Origin of the sequence: Nocardia violaceofusca NBRC 14427 (genome assembly GCF_963869435.1) — a bacterium.
Taxonomy (GTDB): Bacteria; Actinomycetota; Actinomycetes; order Mycobacteriales; family Mycobacteriaceae; genus Nocardia; species Nocardia aobensis.
Map to the genome: position 1 here is coordinate 179,533 of NZ_CAWMPM010000004.1, position 17,253 is coordinate 196,785.

The 17,253-nt window shown below is 70.7% G+C and carries 16 protein-coding genes; 8 read left to right on the forward strand and 8 right to left on the reverse strand.

The window, feature by feature from the left end:
• Nucleotides 1–26 precede the first annotated feature (26 nt).
• A complete protein-coding gene (locus tag AC5592_RS03350) occupies nucleotides 27–1,268 on the forward strand; it encodes an epoxide hydrolase family protein (protein WP_063063338.1) in 1,242 nt (413 codons plus the stop codon).
• 27 nt (nucleotides 1,269–1,295) lie between these two features.
• Here the strand turns inward: AC5592_RS03350 and AC5592_RS03355 are convergent, their stop codons facing one another.
• Nucleotides 1,296–2,096, reverse strand: coding sequence for a pentapeptide repeat-containing protein (locus AC5592_RS03355; RefSeq protein WP_198163745.1), 801 nt, complete (start codon nucleotides 2,094–2,096; stop codon nucleotides 1,296–1,298).
• 447 nt (nucleotides 2,097–2,543) lie between these two features.
• Here AC5592_RS03355 and AC5592_RS03360 point away from each other — a divergent pair, with 447 nt between their 5' ends.
• Nucleotides 2,544–3,536 carry a zinc-binding dehydrogenase gene (locus tag AC5592_RS03360; protein WP_063063527.1) on the forward strand — a complete coding sequence of 331 codons (993 nt, stop codon included), beginning with the start codon at nucleotides 2,544–2,546 and terminating at the stop codon, nucleotides 3,534–3,536.
• A gap of 23 nt (nucleotides 3,537–3,559) precedes the next feature.
• Entirely contained in the window at nucleotides 3,560–4,552 is a 993-nt protein-coding gene (locus tag AC5592_RS03365; protein ID WP_063063340.1) for an RNA polymerase subunit sigma-70, read from the forward strand.
• 7 nt (nucleotides 4,553–4,559) lie between these two features.
• Here the strand turns inward: AC5592_RS03365 and AC5592_RS03370 are convergent, their stop codons facing one another.
• The 4 genes from AC5592_RS03370 to AC5592_RS03385 form a co-directional block, all read right to left on the reverse strand.
• Entirely contained in the window at nucleotides 4,560–5,393 is an 834-nt protein-coding gene (locus AC5592_RS03370) for a heme ABC transporter ATP-binding protein (protein WP_051025108.1), read from the reverse strand.
• Nucleotides 5,394–5,413: 20 nt separating this feature from the next.
• Nucleotides 5,414–6,586 carry a FecCD family ABC transporter permease gene (locus tag AC5592_RS03375; RefSeq protein ID WP_084506288.1) on the reverse strand — a complete coding sequence of 391 codons (1,173 nt, stop codon included), beginning with the start codon at nucleotides 6,584–6,586 and terminating at the stop codon, nucleotides 5,414–5,416.
• Nucleotides 6,583–7,593 (reverse strand): heme/hemin ABC transporter substrate-binding protein, encoded by a 1,011-nt coding sequence (locus AC5592_RS03380; RefSeq protein ID WP_063063341.1) that lies wholly within the window; start codon nucleotides 7,591–7,593, stop codon nucleotides 6,583–6,585. The genes AC5592_RS03375 and AC5592_RS03380 overlap by 4 nt, the downstream gene beginning before the upstream one ends.
• Before the next feature lie 187 nt (nucleotides 7,594–7,780).
• Nucleotides 7,781–8,743, reverse strand: coding sequence for an aldo/keto reductase (locus AC5592_RS03385; RefSeq protein ID WP_036505608.1), 963 nt, complete (start codon nucleotides 8,741–8,743; stop codon nucleotides 7,781–7,783).
• A 269-nt stretch (nucleotides 8,744–9,012) separates the two neighbouring features.
• Here AC5592_RS03385 and AC5592_RS03390 point away from each other — a divergent pair, with 269 nt between their 5' ends.
• From AC5592_RS03390 to mshC, 4 genes are all read left to right on the forward strand, one after another.
• On the forward strand, nucleotides 9,013–9,762 hold the full coding sequence (locus AC5592_RS03390) for a histidine phosphatase family protein (protein WP_036505609.1): 750 nt from the start codon (nucleotides 9,013–9,015) through the stop codon (nucleotides 9,760–9,762).
• 24 nt (nucleotides 9,763–9,786) lie between these two features.
• The gene (locus tag AC5592_RS03395; RefSeq protein WP_036505610.1) at nucleotides 9,787–10,371 is read left to right on the forward strand and encodes a DUF3090 domain-containing protein; all 585 of its coding nucleotides are present in this window, start codon (nucleotides 9,787–9,789) and stop codon (nucleotides 10,369–10,371) included.
• Between the two features lie 6 nt (nucleotides 10,372–10,377).
• Nucleotides 10,378–11,220 (forward strand): SCO1664 family protein, encoded by an 843-nt coding sequence (locus AC5592_RS03400; RefSeq protein ID WP_036505611.1) that lies wholly within the window; start codon nucleotides 10,378–10,380, stop codon nucleotides 11,218–11,220.
• A 189-nt stretch (nucleotides 11,221–11,409) separates the two neighbouring features.
• Entirely contained in the window at nucleotides 11,410–12,648 is a 1,239-nt protein-coding gene (mshC, locus tag AC5592_RS03405) for a cysteine--1-D-myo-inosityl 2-amino-2-deoxy-alpha-D-glucopyranoside ligase (protein ID WP_036505612.1), read from the forward strand.
• A 208-nt stretch (nucleotides 12,649–12,856) separates the two neighbouring features.
• Here mshC and AC5592_RS03410 read toward each other — a convergent pair whose 3' ends face one another.
• The 3 genes from AC5592_RS03410 to AC5592_RS03420 form a co-directional block, all read right to left on the reverse strand.
• Complete coding sequence (locus AC5592_RS03410) at nucleotides 12,857–13,168, reverse strand: hypothetical protein (RefSeq protein WP_063063342.1); 312 nt, start codon at nucleotides 13,166–13,168, stop codon at nucleotides 12,857–12,859.
• Nucleotides 13,169–13,316: 148 nt separating this feature from the next.
• Nucleotides 13,317–13,799: an SRPBCC family protein gene (locus tag AC5592_RS03415; protein WP_063063343.1), complete on the reverse strand. Its 483-nt coding sequence runs from the start codon at nucleotides 13,797–13,799 to the stop codon at nucleotides 13,317–13,319.
• Entirely contained in the window at nucleotides 13,796–14,167 is a 372-nt protein-coding gene (locus AC5592_RS03420; protein WP_084506289.1) for an ArsR/SmtB family transcription factor, read from the reverse strand. Before AC5592_RS03420 ends, AC5592_RS03415 begins: the two co-directional genes overlap by 4 nt.
• 99 nt (nucleotides 14,168–14,266) lie before the next feature.
• Here AC5592_RS03420 and AC5592_RS03425 point away from each other — a divergent pair, with 99 nt between their 5' ends.
• Nucleotides 14,267–17,242 carry a type II toxin-antitoxin system Rv0910 family toxin gene (locus AC5592_RS03425; protein ID WP_063063344.1) on the forward strand — a complete coding sequence of 992 codons (2,976 nt, stop codon included), beginning with the start codon at nucleotides 14,267–14,269 and terminating at the stop codon, nucleotides 17,240–17,242.
• Nucleotides 17,243–17,253: the final 11 nt, after the last annotated feature.

Here is a 17,253-nt window from a genome sequence, read left to right on the forward strand (position 1 = left end):
GGCGACCACACGGCGCAGGAGGTCACATGAGCGATACCACCCACGATGCCCGACCGTTCCCCTTGACTCCCACGACGATTCACGTCCCCGACAGTGCGCTCGCCGACCTGCGGCAGCGCCTGGAACTGACCCGTCTGCCCGACGACACCGGCAACGAGGACGGGTACTACGGCGTGCCCGGGAGTTATCTGCGGGAGCTCGTCGACTATTGGCGCAGCGGATACGACTGGCGCGCAGCCGAAGCCGAGATCAACACCTTCCAGCATTACCAGGCCGACATCGACGGGGTGCCGATTCACTTCATGCGCAAGCCCGGCATCGGACCGAATCCGACGCCGCTGATCCTGACGCACGGCTGGCCCTGGACGTTCTGGCACTGGTCCAAGGTCGCCGGCCCGCTGGCCGATCCGGGTGCGCACGGCGGCGACCCGGGCGAGGCGTTCGACGTGATCGTGCCGTCGTTTCCCGGCTTCGGATTCTCCAGTCCGCTGGCCGACCGCCCGGATCTGAACTTCTGGAAGGTCGCCGACCTCTGGCACACGCTGATGACCGAGGTGCTGGGCCATGAGAAATACGCCGCCGCGGGCTGCGACGTGGGCGCGCTGGTCACCGCGCAGCTCGGTCACAAATACGCCGACGAGTTGTATGCCATCCACATCGGGTCCGGGCTGAAACTGACCCTGTTCAACGGCGATCGCGCCTGGGACTTCAGTGGCGGACGGCCGATTCCCGACGACCTGCCCGCCGAGGTGCACGCGCGTTTCGTGGAGCTGGACAGGCGTTTCGCTGTCCACCTGGCCGCACACCTGCTCGCCCCCAGCACCCTCGCTCACGCTCTGTCGGATTCCCCGGCGGGCATGCTGGCCTGGATCCTCGAACGCTGGAGCAAGTGGAGCGACAACGGCGGTGATGTCGAAACCGTGTTCAGCAGAGACGATCTGCTCACCCACGCGACGATCTACTGGGTCACCAACACCATCGGTACGTCGATCCGCCTCTACGCCAACAACAATCGCTACCCCTGGACGCCGTCGCACGACCGCCTTCCGGTCGTCGAGGCACCCACCGGCATCACCTTCGTCGGCTACGAGAACCCACCCGGCGTCGACACCGAGAGCCGCGTGGAGAACTTCCGCACCGGCGACCGCGCCCGGTGGTACAACCACGTCAACCTCACCGTCCACGACCGCGGCGGCCACTTCATCCCGTGGGAGATCCCGGATCTGTGGATCGACGATCTGCGCCGCACGTTCCGCGGGCGGCGCTGACCGGCATCGGGCGGTCGGGCCGGCCGGTCACCGCGGCGGGGGAGCGAACCCGGCAGGCCATGCGGTCCCGTCGTCGTATGTCACGCCCGTCAGGTCGGCGCCGGTGAGCAGTGCGCCGGTCAGTCTCGCGCCGGCGAGGTTCGCATCGTTGAGCTTGGTGCCGGTCAGGTGCACGCCGGTCAGATTCGCGCCCGTGAGGTGCGCGCCGGTGAGATCCGCCCGGTGCAAATCGGTGCCGGTGAGGTCGTCGTTGCCGAGATTCGCGGCGGTGAGATCCGCGAAGGCCAGGCGTGTACCGCTGAGCTTCGCGCCGGTGAGGTCCACCTTGCCGAGCTTCGCGCCGATCAGGCGCACGCCGGTGAGATCGGCACCCGCGAGCCGGGCGCTGTCCAGAGTCGCGCCGTTCAGACACGTGCGGCTCAGATCGACCCGGTGGTCACCGTCCCGAGCCGCGTCCCGGCGGCCGATGACGGTGAGCGCGGTCTGGATGTCGGCGGGCGGCTCGACCGCAGAATCCGGCCGCGCTTCGGAGTCGTCGCATGCCGCTGCGCCCATCTGGGTGCGCACGAACGCCTCGAGCACGGAGAACACCGTCGGATGGTCTGCTGTCGAATCCTTCGCGAGCCGCTCCAGCAGATAGATGCCCGAGATCCGGACGTTGATCTTGTCGGAAGCCAATTGCTCCGCGGCCAGCCGGAAACGGTCGGTCACCGCGACCTGCTCGGACAGTGCGTACTGATTGTTCGTCGCGCGCAGCGATTGAGCGGTGAACCACAAGGCGACGGCGGCGGTGAGTGTGGCGCCGAGCGTACCGACGGCGGTCGCCATCGCCGCCACCTTCGGCCAGCCGGACCAATGCAGCATCCGCCGCGGCCATGACCGCGATCCGGAGGGCTTTCCAGGCGACTTCGGCGCCGTCATCGCACATCTCCCCTCTCGGAGGCGGCGTGGAAAGTCGGCCTGCGAACCCCGCCTCCATCAGCCACTGTAAGCCGAAACTGCTCGGCACCAACCGATTTCAGGCGAACGGTCAGGCCGATACGGTCATTCGCTCACCGGGGCAACGCAACTGGAGGGCAGGTCGACCATCGAGCACCACACCGGCGGCCGGGTGGGGTGGTAGTCGGCGGGGACGCCGTGGCGAGCGGTGATGTCGCGGCATACCGCGCGATCTCGCGCCGGACCACCGATTCCTTTTCACAGCGCCCGAGGTCTACATGATCGGTGGCGCCGAACCGGTGGGCCGCAACGAGCCGAGGAAGAGAGTTGAGTGCCGTGACCGTTCCCGCGACCATGCGGGCCCTGCAGCAGACATCGCTGCTGGGGCCGCAGGACATTCGTTTGATCACCGACGCGCCGGTGCCCCACCCCGGCCCGGGCGAGATCCTGATCCGCGTGACCGCGGCCGGGGTCAACTTCGCCGACATCTCGCGCAGTCACGGCACGTTCGGCGGCGGCCCGCGGCCGCCGTACCTGGCGGGGTTCGAAGCCGCCGGCGAGGTCGTGGCGGTGGGCGAGGGTGTGACCGAACCCCGGCCGGGAGCGCACGTGGCGGGGGTGGGAGACGGAGCCTTCGCCGAATACCTGGTCCTGCCGGCGGTCGCGGCCGTCCCGGTGCCGGAGGGCTGGACACCCGAACAAACCCTGGGCCTGACCGTCAACCACCCGACCGCGCTCGCCGCGCTGAAACCGCTGGGTCGCCTCGTAGCCGGTGAAACCGTGCTGATCCAGGCCGCGGCGGGGGCGACCGGACAGGCCGCGGTGACCCTGGCCAAGCACTACGGGGCGACGGTCATCGCCGCCGCCGCACCGGGCAAACACGACATCGTGCGCGGGCTCGGCGCCGACCATGTCGTGGACTCGCGCGGTGCGAGCCCGGCCGCCGAGGTGCGGGAGCTGACCGGCGGCACCGGCGTCGATCTGGTGCTCGAATCCGCAGGCGGCCCCGGCTTCACGGACAGCCTGGCCGCGGCCGAACGGGTCACCGGCCGGGTGGTCGTATTCGGCGCGGCCGGAGGCGATGCCGCGATCAGCAACTGGCAGCTGATCTACGAACACCAGATCCAGCTCGTCGGCCTCAATATCGGCGTGCTGATCCAGGCGGCGCCGGAAATCTTCGGCGCCGTCATGGCGGAGTTGTCCGACCTCGTCGCCGCCGGTGTGATCGCACCCGCACAGCCCACGGTCCACGACTTGACCGATGGTCCGAAGGTGCTGGCCGAACTGGAGAACCGCACGACCGTCGGCAAACTGGCCCTGCGGCCGTGACCACGACTCCTACACTCGGCGATATGACGGCGCAGCCACGGGCGGCGGACCGGGACCGATTCGCCGCCGACACCGAGCGCTACCGCCGGGAGTTGCTGGCGCACTGCTACCGCATGGCCGGTTCGGCACAGGATGCCGAGGATCTGGTGCAGGAAACGTACCTTCGGGCCTGGCGTTCCTACGCCGGATTCGAGGGCCGGGCGTCGATGCGGTCGTGGCTGTACACGATCGCCACCAACGTCTGCCTCACCGCGCGCACATCGCGCCGCACGCGGGTCCTGCCCTCGGGTCTCAACGGCCCGGACGGTGGTATCGGTCGGCCACCGAGAGACATTGCGGCAGGGGAGGTTTCGTGGCTGGAACCATTTCCGGACGGCTGGGTCGCGGCGGACACCGGCGATCCGGCGGCGGTGGTGGTCGCGCGCGAATCGCTGCGCCTGGCGCTGGTCGCGAGCCTGCAGCACCTGCCCGCCCGCCAGCGCGCCATCCTCCTGCTGCGCGAGGTGCTGGCCTTCTCCGCGACCGAGACCGCGGAGATTCTCGGCACCACCACCGCTGCGGTGAAGAGCAGCCTGCAGCGCGCCCGCGCCCGCCTCGACGAACTGGAACCCGCCCCCGAGGCACTCCTGGAACCGACCGACCGGCGCGCGCGAGCGCTGCTCGACGGATACATCGCGGCCTTCGAGCGATCCGATGCCGCCCTGCTGGAACAGGTGCTGCGCACCGACGCCACCCTGGAGGCGACCCCGTTCCGCGACTGGCAGGCCGGACGTGAACACTGCATCCGCGTGCTCGACACCTACGTGCTGGGTGTGCCCGGCGAGTGGCGGATGGCCGCCACCACCGCCAACGGCCAGCCCGCCGCTGTCGTCTACCACCGCTGCGCGGACGGAGCGCTGCGCGCGGACGGGATCGTGGTGCTGGCGGCGACCGCCGCCGGGGTGTCGCGCGTGGTGAAGTTCCACGATCCGGCCTTGGTCGCACTGTTCGGCCACCCGGATTCGATCGCGGGCTGAGCCGAGGTCAGCGGCGCACGGGCAGGATCAGCTGGGCGCCGGTGACGGGGTGGTCGATGACCTCGACGGGATGGCGGTAGACGGTGGTCAGCAGGTCGGTGGTGAGAATGTCGCGAGGGTGGCCGACCGCGGCCAGGCGGCCGCCGTCGAGCACGGCGACGCGGTCGGCGTAGGCGGCGGCCAGACCGAGATCGTGCAGCACGACCACCACGGCCGCCCCCTCGGCGGCACGGGCCGCGGCCAGGCGCAGCACCTGTTCCTGATGGCCGAGATCCAATGCGGCCGTGGGCTCGTCGAGCAGCAACGTCTCGGTGTCCTGGGCCAGCACCCGGGCCAGCGCCGCGCGGGCGCGCTCGCCGCCGGAGAGCGCGGGGAAGGGCCGCGCGGCGAGATGTTCGATATCGGTGGCGGCCAGCGCGGCGGCGATCGCCTGATCGTCGACGTCCTGGCGCGGGGTGCGAGCCCAGGGGGAACGGCCCATGGCGACGACCTCGCGGACCGTGAACGGGAAGCCGACGGTGTGGTTCTGCGGCAGCACCGCGCGTCGGCGCGCCATGTCGGTGGGTGTCCAGTCGGCGACCGGCCGGCCGTCGAGTTCGACTGTGCCGCTTGCCGGTTCGAGTTCGCCCGACAGCGCGCCCAGCAGCGTCGACTTGCCCGCCCCGTTGGGACCCACCAGGGCCAGGATCTGTCCGGCGACGACGTCGATGTCGACCGATTCGAGCACCGGTCGCCCGCCGCGTGCGATATCGATACCGCGTGCCCGCAGGGTGACCGCGCCGCGGGGCGTCGGCTGCGGAATGCCGTGTGCGGGACGAAGTGTGCGGATCAGCGCGCGCATCCGTGCGGTGCCCGTGCCGCTCATGCCCAGCCTCCCGATCGGGCGCGGGTGCGCCGCAACAGCCAGAAGAAGAACGGCCCGCCGACCAGCGAGGTCAGCATGCCCAGCGGGAGATCGGCGTTGTGGACCAGGGTCCGGGCGCCGATGTCGGCGGCCAGCAGCACCACCGCACCGAGAATCGCCGACAGCGGGATCAGCACCCGGTGCGCGGGACCGACGAGCATGCGCACCACGTGCGGAACGATCAATCCGACGAACAGGATGATGCCGGTGAAGGCCACCCCGGCGGTGGCCAGGATCGCGACGACGACGATCACGTTGCGCCGCAAGCGTTCCACGTCGACACCGAGGTGGCGCGCCGCCGATTCCCCGAGGGCGAGCAGATCCAGGCGCGGAGCCATCACGACCGCCGCCGCCACGCCCACCGCCGCCAGCGGCGCCACCACGGCCACCGCCTGCCAGGTGGCGCCGTTCAGGCTGCCCATCTGCCAGAACACGATCTGATCGCGGGCGGCGGGGGAGGCGGTGAACAGCAGAAACGACATCAGACCGCCGGCGAAGGCGTTGACCGCGACACCGGTCAGCACCAGCGTCACCGTTTCGGTGCGCCCGCCCGAGCGCGACAGCAGATATACGGCGAGGGTGGTCCCGAGGCCGGCGACGAAGGCGCCACCGGCGACCGACCAGGCCGCCGCGAACGCGCCGCCGACCACGATCACCACGCCCGCGCCGACGGCCGCGCCCGCGGACACACCGATCACGCCGGGTTCGGCGAGGGGATTGGCGAACACACCCTGCAGCAGCGCACCGGCGGTCGCCAACGCCGCACCGACCAGCATCGCCAGCACCACGCGCGGGAACCGCACCTGCCACAGCGTGACCTCACCGGCGGGGTGGTGCGGCATCGGCCCCCAGTCCAGCCCGATCCGGTGCAGCACGCTGCCGGCCACCTCCAGCGGGGTCGTGGGAACCTGTCCGACAGCGGCCGAGATCAGCGCCAGGATCACCAGTAAGGCGATCGATACCGCGAAGACGACGGTGATGCGGGACCAGCGACGCGGTGTGCGCGGGCCGACGACGGCTTCCCCGGCCGCGCGGGCGTCGGGGACCGGGTCCGGACGCGCCGGAATCAGCGCCGCAGGACGAAGATCGGAATCGGCGGACTCCTCGCCGGGTGAATCGCCGGGGGTCATGCGGGCTGGGCGCCGTAGACGGCCTTGGACAGCGCTTCGAGCACATGCCCGGTCTCGGGGCCGAAGCTGAGCAGTACCGCATCGGACATGTCGACGATGCGATGGTTGCGTCCGGCCGGCGTCTGCGCGACACCGGGCACCTTCTCCAGGCCGTCGACACCGCCGACCGATTTCAGCCCGTCCGACATCACCAGCAGCACGTCCGGTGCGGCGCTGATCATCGCCTCACTGGTGATGGTGGTGAACGGTTCGGTGAGTCCCGCAGCGGTTCCGGCGTCGACGCCGCCCAGCGCGGTCACCAGCGAATCGGCGCCCGAGCCGGGCCCGGCGAGCATGGTGATCGCGGTGCTGCGCAGATACACGAATCCGATCTTCAACGGCGGCTGGCGTTTCGGCACCGCGGCCGTGGCGGCGGTGATTTCGGCGTGGGTGCGGTCGGCCAGTTTCACCCCTTGGTCGTGGACGCCCAGCGCGTCGGCGACCGACCGGATCTGCGGGCCGACGCCGTCGATGGTGCGCTGCGGATCGAAGTAGACGACCGTGATGCCCAGCGCACGCAGCTGATCACGCATGGTGGGGGTGGCGCTGGTGGTGTCGGTGAGGAAGACCGTGGGCCGTTGCGCGGCAACGGCTTCGATGTTGATGCTGCCGTTGCCGCCCGCGACGTTGGGCACATCACGCACCGCGGGAAAGGACGCCGACGTCGACCGGCCCACCAGTTTCGACCCCAGACCCAGCGCCCACACGGTCTGGGCGAGGGTGCCGTAGCGGTCGACGGCCACGATCCGCTCCGCGGAGGTGACGGTGACCTCGGCGCCGTCGAACGAGTGGACCGTGACCGGTAGCGCCGGTGCCGGTGCGGGGCCGATCGGCGTCGGATCCAGATTCGCGAGGGTCGCGGTGGCCGCCCCCTGCTGCCCGCCCGAGGTGCCGCTGCCGCCGCACGCGGTGGTGACTCCGACGAGCACGACCCCGAGCAGCGTGAGCAACCACCGGGTGCCGGCCATCCGCCACGCCCCCGGCTCGGTCGATGCCGAACGGTTCTGTGCGGTCGTCCCAGCCTTCTGCCCCGCCGGTGCGGCGGAGGCGGCGCGGGCCGAACGGACGTCGAGACACCTCATGTAGGCAAGCCTAAGTGGTCGCGCGGACGGGTTGTCATCGCCCTGTCCCCGCGCGTTCGCCCGGCTCGGCCGGTCAGATGCCGCTGACGTCGTCGAGGGCGGCCGCGATCGCGCGCGGAAGTTCCAGCGTTTCGGCGGCGAGCACGCCGGTGAGCTGGCCGATGTCGCGTGCGCCCACGATCATCGACGCGACGCCGGGCCGGTCGCGCAGCCAGGCCGCCGCCACCGCGAGGGGTGAGGTGCCCAGTCCGTCGGCGGCGGTGACCACCGCGTCCACGACCCGGGTGGCGTGTTCGTCGAGACGTTCGCGGATCTCGGCGGCGGTCGCCTCGTCGGCGCCGCGCGAGTCGGCGGGCACGCCGTCGCGGTATTTGCCGGTGAGAATGCCACCGGCCAGCGGCGAGGCCGCGATCAATCCGACCCCGTGGTGTCCGGCCGCCGGCAGCAGTTCGCTTTCCGCGCCACGTGCCAGCAGCGAATAGGGCGACTGCGCGGCCACGATCGGGGCGGCCGAGGCCAGGGTGGCCAGCTGCCACGCGCTGAGGCCGCGCGCACCTGCGTAGCGCACCTTGCCCGAGCGCACGGCGTGGTCGAGGGTGGCCGCGATCTCGTCGAGCGGGGTGTGCCGATCCCAGGCCGCGACACTCCAGATGTCGAGGTAGTCGGTGCCCAGTTCGGCGAGGGTGCGGTCGAGTTGACGCATCAGGGTGCGGCGTGAGGCGTCCACACTCCAGTGGATGCCCGCCACGGGCCCGCCGTCGGGGTCGGTGACACCGGGCACCGGCACCAGGCCCGCGCATCCGCTGATTACCAGGTCGTCGCGCGGCACCAGCTCACCCACGAGCTCGCCGAGCATGCGTTGGGCGGCTCCGCCCTGATATACCGGCGAGGTGTCGACCAGCGTTCCGCCGGCCTCCACGAAGGCCACCAGCTGCGCCGCCGCGTCCTCGGCATCGGTTTCCCGGCCCCAGGTGTGGGTGGCCAGCCCCATGCGCGATACCCGCAGGCCACTACGACCCACCGCCCGCTGTTCCATCACCACACCGCCCCAACTCTTGTCACAGTGTCCGAGCCTAGGGCCACAACCGGTCCCGGAAACGGATACCACTCCCGAACCGCCGGAAGATGCGAGGCGCACCACAGCGCCCGCCGGTGCGGGGAGCCCGGCCCGGATCCCGGACGCCGATTCCTCCGACAGCGAAACACGTTGCACACCAGCGTGTTCCGCATAGACGGGCGCTGCGTCCGAGGTCGCGGGCCGGTGACGGCGCGAGCTCGGCGGTGGTGATCGCCTAGTCTGGTCCCATGACGGTGATCCTGCTGCGGCACGGGGTGTCGACCTCCAACACCGCGCGCACGCTGGCCGGCCGCAGCCCGGGCGTCGAGCTCACCGAGCGCGGCACCGAGCAGGCACTGGCCGTGGCAGAACGCCTGGCACCGTTACCGATCGAGCACATCGCGCACTCCCCGCTGCTGCGCTGCACGCGCACGGTCTCGCCGCTGGCCGACAAACTCGGCCTCGAACCCGAACCCGACGAGCGCCTGCTCGAGGTCGATTACGGCGAGTGGACCGGCCGGCTGCTGTCGGAGCTGGTCAAGGAGCCGCTGTGGAAGGTCGTGCAGCAGCACGCCTCGGGTGCGGTGTTCCCCGGCGGTGAGGGCCTGGCCCAGGTGCAGTACCGGGCGGTGGCCGCGGTGCGCGCGATCGACGCCGAGCTGGCCGAACGCCACGGCCGCGACGTGCTGTGGGTGGCGTGCACGCACGGCGACGTGATCAAGTCGCTGCTGGCCGACGCGTTCGGTATCCATCTCGACGGTTTCCAGCGCATCGTGGTGGAACCGGCCTCGATCAGTGTCGTGCGCTACACCCCGGCCGCCCCCTACGTGTGGCGGGTCAACGACACCGGTTCGGACCTGTCGGCGCTGGCCGCGGTCGCGCAACCATCCGAGCAGCGCGCGGGGCCCGTCCCCGGCGGTGAGGTGGGCGCCGCGGCGCGGGCGGATAATGGGAATATTGCGGATCCCCCCGATTCGGGGAACGAGCGTAATCAGTGATGCAGTCGGTTTCAGGAGGTGCAGATGGCCCGAGCAATCCATGTGTTTCGCACCCCCGACCGTTTCGTCGCCGGAACCGTCGGTGAGCCAGGGGATCGCGCCTTCTACCTACAGGCCGTGCAGGAACCCCGCGTGGTGAGCGTGCTGCTGGAGAAGCAGCAGGTGAAGGTGCTCGCCGACCGGATGGGCCTGCTCCTGGACGAGGTGGCCCGCCGGTTCGGCGCGACGGTGCCGCCGCAGGCCGAGGACGTCAACGACACGGCTCCGCTCCAGATGCCCATCGACACCGAATTCCGGGTCGGGACAATGGGTTTGGGCTGGGACGCCGACGCGGGGGCGGTGGTGGTGGAACTGCTGGCGATCACCGAGACCGAGGTCGACGAATCGGTGGTGCTCGACGACACCGAGGAGGGACCCGACGCGGTGCGGGTGTTCCTGACCCCGGAGCAGGCGCGCGAGTTCGCGTTGCGGTCGGCGAAGGTGATCGCGGCCGGGCGCCCGCCGTGCCCGCTGTGCGGGGAACCGCTTTCGCCCAAGGGCCACATGTGTGTGCGCACCAACGGTTACAAGCGCGGCGACATCTTCGGCGCGACCGATCTGGAGGACTGAGGACCGGTGACCACGCGCGCGGCGGCCGCAGACGAGGGCGCGGCCCGCGACGGCCTCTACAGCGGTGAACTATCGATCATCGGGCGGGTGACCACTGCCAGCAACCTGACCCTGGTTTGCGAGATCGACGCTCCGCCGGTCGACGGAGGCGGGGAACCGCTGCGGGTGGTCTACAAGCCGGTCCGCGGTGAGCGCCCGCTGTGGGATTTTCCCGACGGCACGCTGGCCGGACGTGAGGTGGCCTCGTATCTGGTGTCGGCCGCGCTGGGCTGGTCGGTGATTCCGGAGACGATCCTGCGGGAGGGACCGCTGGGCCCCGGCATGGTGCAGCGCTGGATCGAGACAGTCGACCCGGGTGAGTCGGCGCCGCAGCGCCTGGATCTGGTGGATCTGGTGCCCGCCGGTGCGGTGCCCGCCGGATTCCGCGAGGTGCTGCGGGCGGTGGACGGCACGGGTGCGCGGGTGTCGCTGGTCCATGCCGACGATCCGCGGCTGCGCCGGATGGCGGTGCTGGACGTGTTGCTAAACAACGCCGACCGCAAGGGCGGGCATGCCCTCGAAGGCGTGGACGGCGGCGTCTACGGTGTCGACCACGGCATCTGCCTGCACAGCGAACCGAAATTGCGTACGGTGCTGTGGGGCTGGGCGGGGGAACCGGTGGGGGAGGAACTGCTCGGCGATATCGCCGAATTCGCCGACCGTCTCTCGGGTCCCATCGGCGCGGCGCTGGCCGAGCACATCACCGACGACGAGATCGAGGCCCTCGAGGCGCGGGCGCGTGAGCTGCTGAACGATCCGGTGCTGCCGCAACCGATCAGCTCTCGCCCCATTCCCTGGCCGGCGTTCTGATCCGCGGCGGCTCCGGTCGCGTCGATCCGCCGACGTGCGGGCCGCATTCGGTGCGCGCGGCGCGCAACGGTTGACTTCGCCGGATCGGCCGCCTCGGCCGAGGTCGGATGTGGTGGCGAACACCCCGCGACGGGCCCGGTAGGCGGGGTCGGCGGGCGAGGCGCCCGCGCGGACCCTTACCCTCGAATCATGCAGTCCTGGTCCGAAATCTCCGTTCCCGCCGTCCCCGGATCCGGACCGCCGTTGCGGTTGTTCGATACCGCCGACCGGCAGGTGCGCCCGGTCTCGCCCGGAGCGACCGCCACCATGTACGTCTGCGGCATCACACCCTACGACGCCACGCATCTCGGGCATGCGGCGACCTATCTGGCCTTCGATCTGGTCAACCGGATCCTGCGCGACGGTGGCCACGAGGTGCACTACGTGCAGAACATCACCGACGTCGACGATCCGCTGTTCGAGCGGGCCGAACGCGACGGGGTGGACTGGCGCGAACTCGGCACCGGCGAGATCGAGTTGTTCCGCGAGGATATGGCGCAGCTGCGGGTGCTGCCGCCGCGCGATTACATCGGCGCGATCGAATCGGTCGGCGAGGTGGTGGAGCTGGTGGACAAGCTGCTGGCCGCCGGGGCGGCGTATGTGGTCGACGACGCCGAATACCGCGACATCTACTTCCGCCACGACGCCACCGAACAGTTCGGCTACGAGTCCGGCTACGACCGGTCCACGATGGAGCGGCTGTTCGCCGAACGCGGCGGCGATCCGGAGCGCCCGGGTAAACGCGACCCGATCGACGCGCTGCTGTGGCGGGCGGCGCGGCCGGGTGAGCCGTCGTGGCCGGCGCCGTTCGGCGAAGGCCGCCCGGGCTGGCACATCGAGTGTGCGGCGATCGCGTTGAACCGGCTCGGCCCCGAATTCGACATTCAGGGCGGCGGCAGCGATCTGATCTATCCGCATCACGAGTATTCGGCCGCGCACGCCGAGGCGCTGGTGTCGCATCGCCGCTTCGCCCGCCACTACGTGCATGCCGGGCTGATCGGCCTGGACGGCGAGAAGATGTCCAAGTCGCGGGGCAATCTGGTGTTCGTGTCGAAGTTGCGGCGCGCCGGCGTGGATCCGTCCGCGATCCGGCTGGGCCTGTTCGCCGACCACTACCGCACCGATCGGCAGTGGTCGGATGCCGTGCTGGAGCAGGCGCAGCAGCGGCTCGCGCGCTGGCGGCAGGCGGCGGCGCTGGAGTCGGGTCCGGCGGCCGAGGAGACGGTCGCGCGGTTGCGTCAGCATCTGGCCGACGATCTGGACACCCCGAAAGCACTTGCCGCCGTGGACAGCTGGGTGCAGCAGGCGCTGGAGTACGGCGGTCCGGACACCGCGGCGCCGGGACTGGTCAGCACGGCGGTCGACGCACTGCTGGGCATCACCCTCTGAGCATCGGGTGACCGCCTGAGCACAGAGTGCGCGGTGCACCGGCTGCATGTTCGCAGTGAATGCAGTGCAAGCCGACGCAACTGCGGGCCGGATAGCCGATCCGCGGGTGTCGCACCTGCGGATCAGCCGAATGCGCCCGCTGCCGTCCGAAGAGAACGGCATCCCCTGTGCCCGTGGCCGGGCACAGGGTGCGAGCCGGCTCGGCCGTTCAGGCGCGACGGTCGGCGAGAACCCACGAGGTGATCGCCACCGCGCCGGAGACCACCGCCACCGACGGCCACGCGCCGATCTTCTTGGCCAGCGGATGCGAGGCGCCCATGGCGCCCACCGAGAGCCCGGTCAGCGCGGCCGCCCCGGGAGTGCCCACCGCCGCACGCCAGCGCGGGACCGCGGCCGCGGTAGCCGCGGCGAAAACCACCCCGCCGAGTTGCCGCTGCTCGGTCGCCTGCGCGAGCGCGAAACCGCCGAGCAGCCCACCGGCGGCCAGCGCCGCCGTCGGCACCGAAGAAACTCCGGCCATACTCACAAACCTCCACCACACATCAACCCGAATCGGGACAGCGGCCGGACGAATGCACCGCAGGGCGCGAATCCGGCCACGCCCCATTGTTCACCGCGCCGCGATGCCGGCTCGAAGCAGCCGATGCATGCCCAGGCAGTAGCAGCGCTCAGGCGGCCGCGGCGGCGCGGGCGTAGGTGTCGGCCAGTGCGGGCCAGCCACCCGGGGAGCCGACCGCATCGCGCATGGATTCCCAGCCCTCGCCGTGGTTGCCGAAGTCGCCGTGGACCAGGGTGACGGCGGTGTGGGTGGCGTCGACGGGGGTGAAGGTGACATCGACGCGGCTGGTCAGCGCCGGGTCGGGCTGGTATTTCCAGTCCAGGGAGATATCCCAGGAGAAGGCGAAGTGGCCGGGACGGTCCCAGACGAGGACACGGCCCCACGGGCATTCGGTGCCGTCGGCCTCGCGGCCGAACAGCCGTCCGCCGACGCGGGGTTCGACCACCACTTCCGCCAGCGGCCCCGCGCCGATGTGATGTTCACGAGGCCACCAGCTGTCCATGCCGGTGGTGAAGACGTCGAAGGCGGTGTCGATCGGCGCCTCGACGGTGAGTTCGACGCGGACCTGGGTGTCGCTGGTTTGCTGTGTCATGGCTTCTCCTCGGATGTGGTTGTGCCGCTGAGTGTTTCGGCCGAAAGCGGCTGCCCGGCGTGTGCCGCCGCCTCGGCCCGGTCGCGGAACGACGACATCGCCGTGGTCCAGAACCGGGTGAAGTAGCCGCGCAGTGCGTCGATGCCGTTCGGGTCGAGCCGGTAGATCCGGCGGGTGCCGATCGCCTCGTCGAGGACCAGCCCCGCCTGTTTGAGCACCTTCAGGTGCTGAGAGACCGCCGGACGGCTGACCGGGAGTTCGGCGGCGAGCTCGCCGACCGCGCAAGGTCCGCGCCCGAGTCGTTCGAAGATCGCTCGCCGGGTCGGGTCCCCGAGAGCGTCGAGCGCACCATCTTGGTAAGTCCCCACGAACCGTAAGTGTAACCTTACGTAATGCAGATCACAAGTCTTTGACGCCTCGAAAGAGCGGGTGATTAATTGTCTCGAGACGCAACAAGGAGGTTGTCGGTGTCGCCATTGCCGGGATCGGATCGAATCCGCGCCGCACGCACCAAGCTCGAGGCGGGAAATGCCCTGTTCGCGGCGGTGCGCAAAGATCCGCGCATCGCCCGTGACCTGATCACCGGCCTGGTCGGCGCCGCCCGATCACAGTCCGCCCCCGAGGCCACCCACGCCGAAGAGGCGGACGGTTACCTCACACCCGCCGGGGTGAGCGACTACGCCAAATCCGCGCACGCCCGCCGCAGCATCGCCGTGGCACCCGATACCGTGGCGGCCTATCTGTCGGATCTGAGCCGGCTGGCCGACTGGTTCACCCTGCACGCCGGCTGGCGCGGCCAAGCCCCCGGCGCCGTCCGGGAGGGCCTGACGTTCACCCAGCGGGCGCTGGTGATGGGCATCCCTGCCGAGTTGCGCTGGACGGTCGTCGAGGCCGGTGAGCGCGGTTTCGCGCTGGCCGGGGAGGGACCGCAGGGCGTGCGGCTGGGATATTGGCTGACCGTCGCCGGTTCCGGTGAACAGGCGACGGTGTATTTCGATGCCGGGCTGGGCGGCCCGCCGGTCGAGGGCCCGCTGGGCGCGTCGGTGGCCCGCAGCCTCGGCGAGGCGATGGAGCAGTCGCTGGCCCGGCTGCCGGAAGCGATCGCCGCGGCCGGGCCGGTGAGAAAGCGTGCGGCGCAGCCCATCCGGCACCGCGCGTCGGGCACCGAGATCGATCCGCGCACCCCCGTGCTGGTGGGCGTCGGGCAGATCACCCAGCGCACACCGGATTCCGGTTACGGCGATCCGGCCGCGCTCGCGGTGACCGCGTTGCGCCGCGCCGCGGCCGACACCGGCGCCGGGGAGGAGCTGCTGCGCCGCGCGGACGCGGTGTTCGCGGTGGCGTGCACGTCGTGGCAGTACCGCGATATGGGCGCGGTCATCGCGCAGCGATTGGGTGTGGCCGGTGTCGACACCGCGCAGTCGAGTCCCTTCGGCGGCGACGGCGGTCAGTTGGTGATCAACGAGGCCGCGGCGGCGATCGCGGCCGGTGACTACGACATGGTGCTGGTCACCGGCGCGGAGGCCGGAGCGACGCAGGCCGCCGCGCAGCGCGCCGGTGTCGAGCTGGCTTGGCCGCAGCAGGATTCCGAGGTCGCGCCGACCCGTTCGATCGGTATCGACAAACCGGCCAACAATCCGGCCGAGACGGCGGCGGGCCTGATCGCGCCGATCAATATGTATGCCCTGCTGGAGTCGGCGAACCGGCATCGGCTCGGCCGCAGCCCCGGCGATCACGCCGCGGCGGTGGCCGAACTCTGGTCGCGGCTGTCGGCGGTGGCGGCGCGCAACGAATATGCCTGGCAGCCAGAGGAATTCGATGCCGGTCGGATCGCCACGCCCGGTCCGGACAATCGCATGGTCTCCACGCCCTACACCAAGCTGGAATGCGCGAATCTGACCGTCGATATGGCCAGCGGCATCGTGATGTGCAGTGCCGCGGCCGCCCAGGAGGCCGGAATCGCGCAGGACAAGTGGATTTTCATCCACGCCGGCGCCTCCGGACACGACGAGTGGTTCACCAGTGAACGCGCCGAGCTGGCCGCCTCACCGGCGATCGCGACGCTGGGCCGGGCGGTGCTCGAACACAGCGGTATCGGTGTCGAGGCGCTGACCCATGTGGATCTCTACGCGTGTTTCCCGGTGGCGGTGCAGATCGCGGCGCGCGAATTGGGGCTGGCGATCGACGATCCGGCACGTCCGCTGTCGGTGACCGGCGGGCTGACCTTCGGCGGCGGTCCGGGCAACAATTACGGCGGCCACGCGGTGGCGACGATGGTGTCGCGGTTGCGCGCGGAACCGGGCACCTTCGGCCTGGCGAGTTCGCTGGGCTGGTATGTCACCAAACACGCCCTGGGCGTGTATTCGTCGCTGCCGCCCGCCCAGCCCTACCGGCATCTGCGCCCGATCATCGAGAATCCGCCGGCGCGTCCGGCTCGCGGCACCCACGACGGTCCCGCGGTGGTGGAGGCCTACACCGTCGCCTATGCCCGCGACGGACAGCCGGAGGCGGCGATCCTGAGCCTGATCGAACCCGCGGGCGGCCGAATCCTGCTGCGCAACACCGATTCCGAGCTGATCGCGGAACTGGTCGACGGCGATCTGCTGGGCCTGCCGGTGACGGTATCCGGCCACGACATCAGCGTCGAGGGCCGCGAACGGGTGGAATTGCCGGCCCCGCCCGCACCACCGGTGCTGGTGGAGCGGCGCGGCCCGATCACGATCATCACGCTGAACCGCCCGCAGGTGCGCAATGCCGTGAATCTGGCCACCGCCCTCGGACTGGAACGGGCCCTGGACGCCTACGAGGCCGATCCGTCGGCGCAGGTCGCGATCATCACCGGCGCGGGTGGATATTTCTGCGCCGGAATGGATCTCAAGGCCGCCGCGCGCGGTGAGACACCGATGACCGAGAAGCGCGGCCCGCTCGGTATCACCGCGCAGCCGCCGGTGAAGCCGTTGATCGCGGCGGTCGAGGGGCCTGCCCTGGCCGGTGGCTGCGAACTGGCGCTGGCCGCGGATCTGGTGGTGGCGGCCCAGGATTCGACGTTCGGGATCCCGGAGGTCAAACGCGGACTGGTGGCCGTCGGCGGTGGCGTGTTGCGGCTGGCGCAGCGGTTGCCGCGGGCGGTGGCGATGGAGTTGGCGCTGACCGGTGATCCGATCTCCGCCGAACGCGCGGCGGCGCTGGGGCTGGTCAATCAGGTGACCGAATCGGGGAAGGCGCTCGACGCCGCGCTGGAGCTGGCGCAGCGGATCGCGGTGAACGCGCCGTTGAGTCTGGCGGCGAGCAAACGCATCATCGACGAATCACCGGACTGGTCCACCGATGTCGCGTTCACCCGCCAGCTCGAGGTGTCGGGCAGTGCGCTGTCGTCGGAGGACGCGGCCGAGGGTGTGCTGGCGTTCGCGCAGAAGCGCACGCCGCAGTGGAAGGGCCGCTGAGCAGCGCCACG

Coding starts and splice junctions, on each gene's coding strand:
- AC5592_RS03350 (WP_063063338.1), top strand. CDS start 27: ATGAGCGATACCACCCACGATGCCCGACCGTTCCCCTTGACTCCCACG.
- AC5592_RS03370 (WP_051025108.1), bottom strand. CDS start 5,393: ATGCGCGCGCTGATCCGCACACTTCGTCCCGCACACGGCATTCCGCAG.
- AC5592_RS03380 (WP_063063341.1), bottom strand. CDS start 7,593: ATGGCCGGCACCCGGTGGTTGCTCACGCTGCTCGGGGTCGTGCTCGTC.
- AC5592_RS03410 (WP_063063342.1), bottom strand. CDS start 13,168: ATGGCCGGAGTTTCTTCGGTGCCGACGGCGGCGCTGGCCGCCGGTGGG.
- AC5592_RS03375 (WP_084506288.1), bottom strand. CDS start 6,586: ATGACCCCCGGCGATTCACCCGGCGAGGAGTCCGCCGATTCCGATCTT.
- AC5592_RS03385 (WP_036505608.1), bottom strand. CDS start 8,743: ATGGAACAGCGGGCGGTGGGTCGTAGTGGCCTGCGGGTATCGCGCATG.
- AC5592_RS03355 (WP_198163745.1), bottom strand. CDS start 2,096: ATGGCGACCGCCGTCGGTACGCTCGGCGCCACACTCACCGCCGCCGTC.
- AC5592_RS03390 (WP_036505609.1), top strand. CDS start 9,013: ATGACGGTGATCCTGCTGCGGCACGGGGTGTCGACCTCCAACACCGCG.
- AC5592_RS03415 (WP_063063343.1), bottom strand. CDS start 13,799: ATGACACAGCAAACCAGCGACACCCAGGTCCGCGTCGAACTCACCGTC.
- AC5592_RS03365 (WP_063063340.1), top strand. CDS start 3,560: ATGACGGCGCAGCCACGGGCGGCGGACCGGGACCGATTCGCCGCCGAC.
- AC5592_RS03395 (WP_036505610.1), top strand. CDS start 9,787: ATGGCCCGAGCAATCCATGTGTTTCGCACCCCCGACCGTTTCGTCGCC.
- mshC (WP_036505612.1), top strand. CDS start 11,410: ATGCAGTCCTGGTCCGAAATCTCCGTTCCCGCCGTCCCCGGATCCGGA.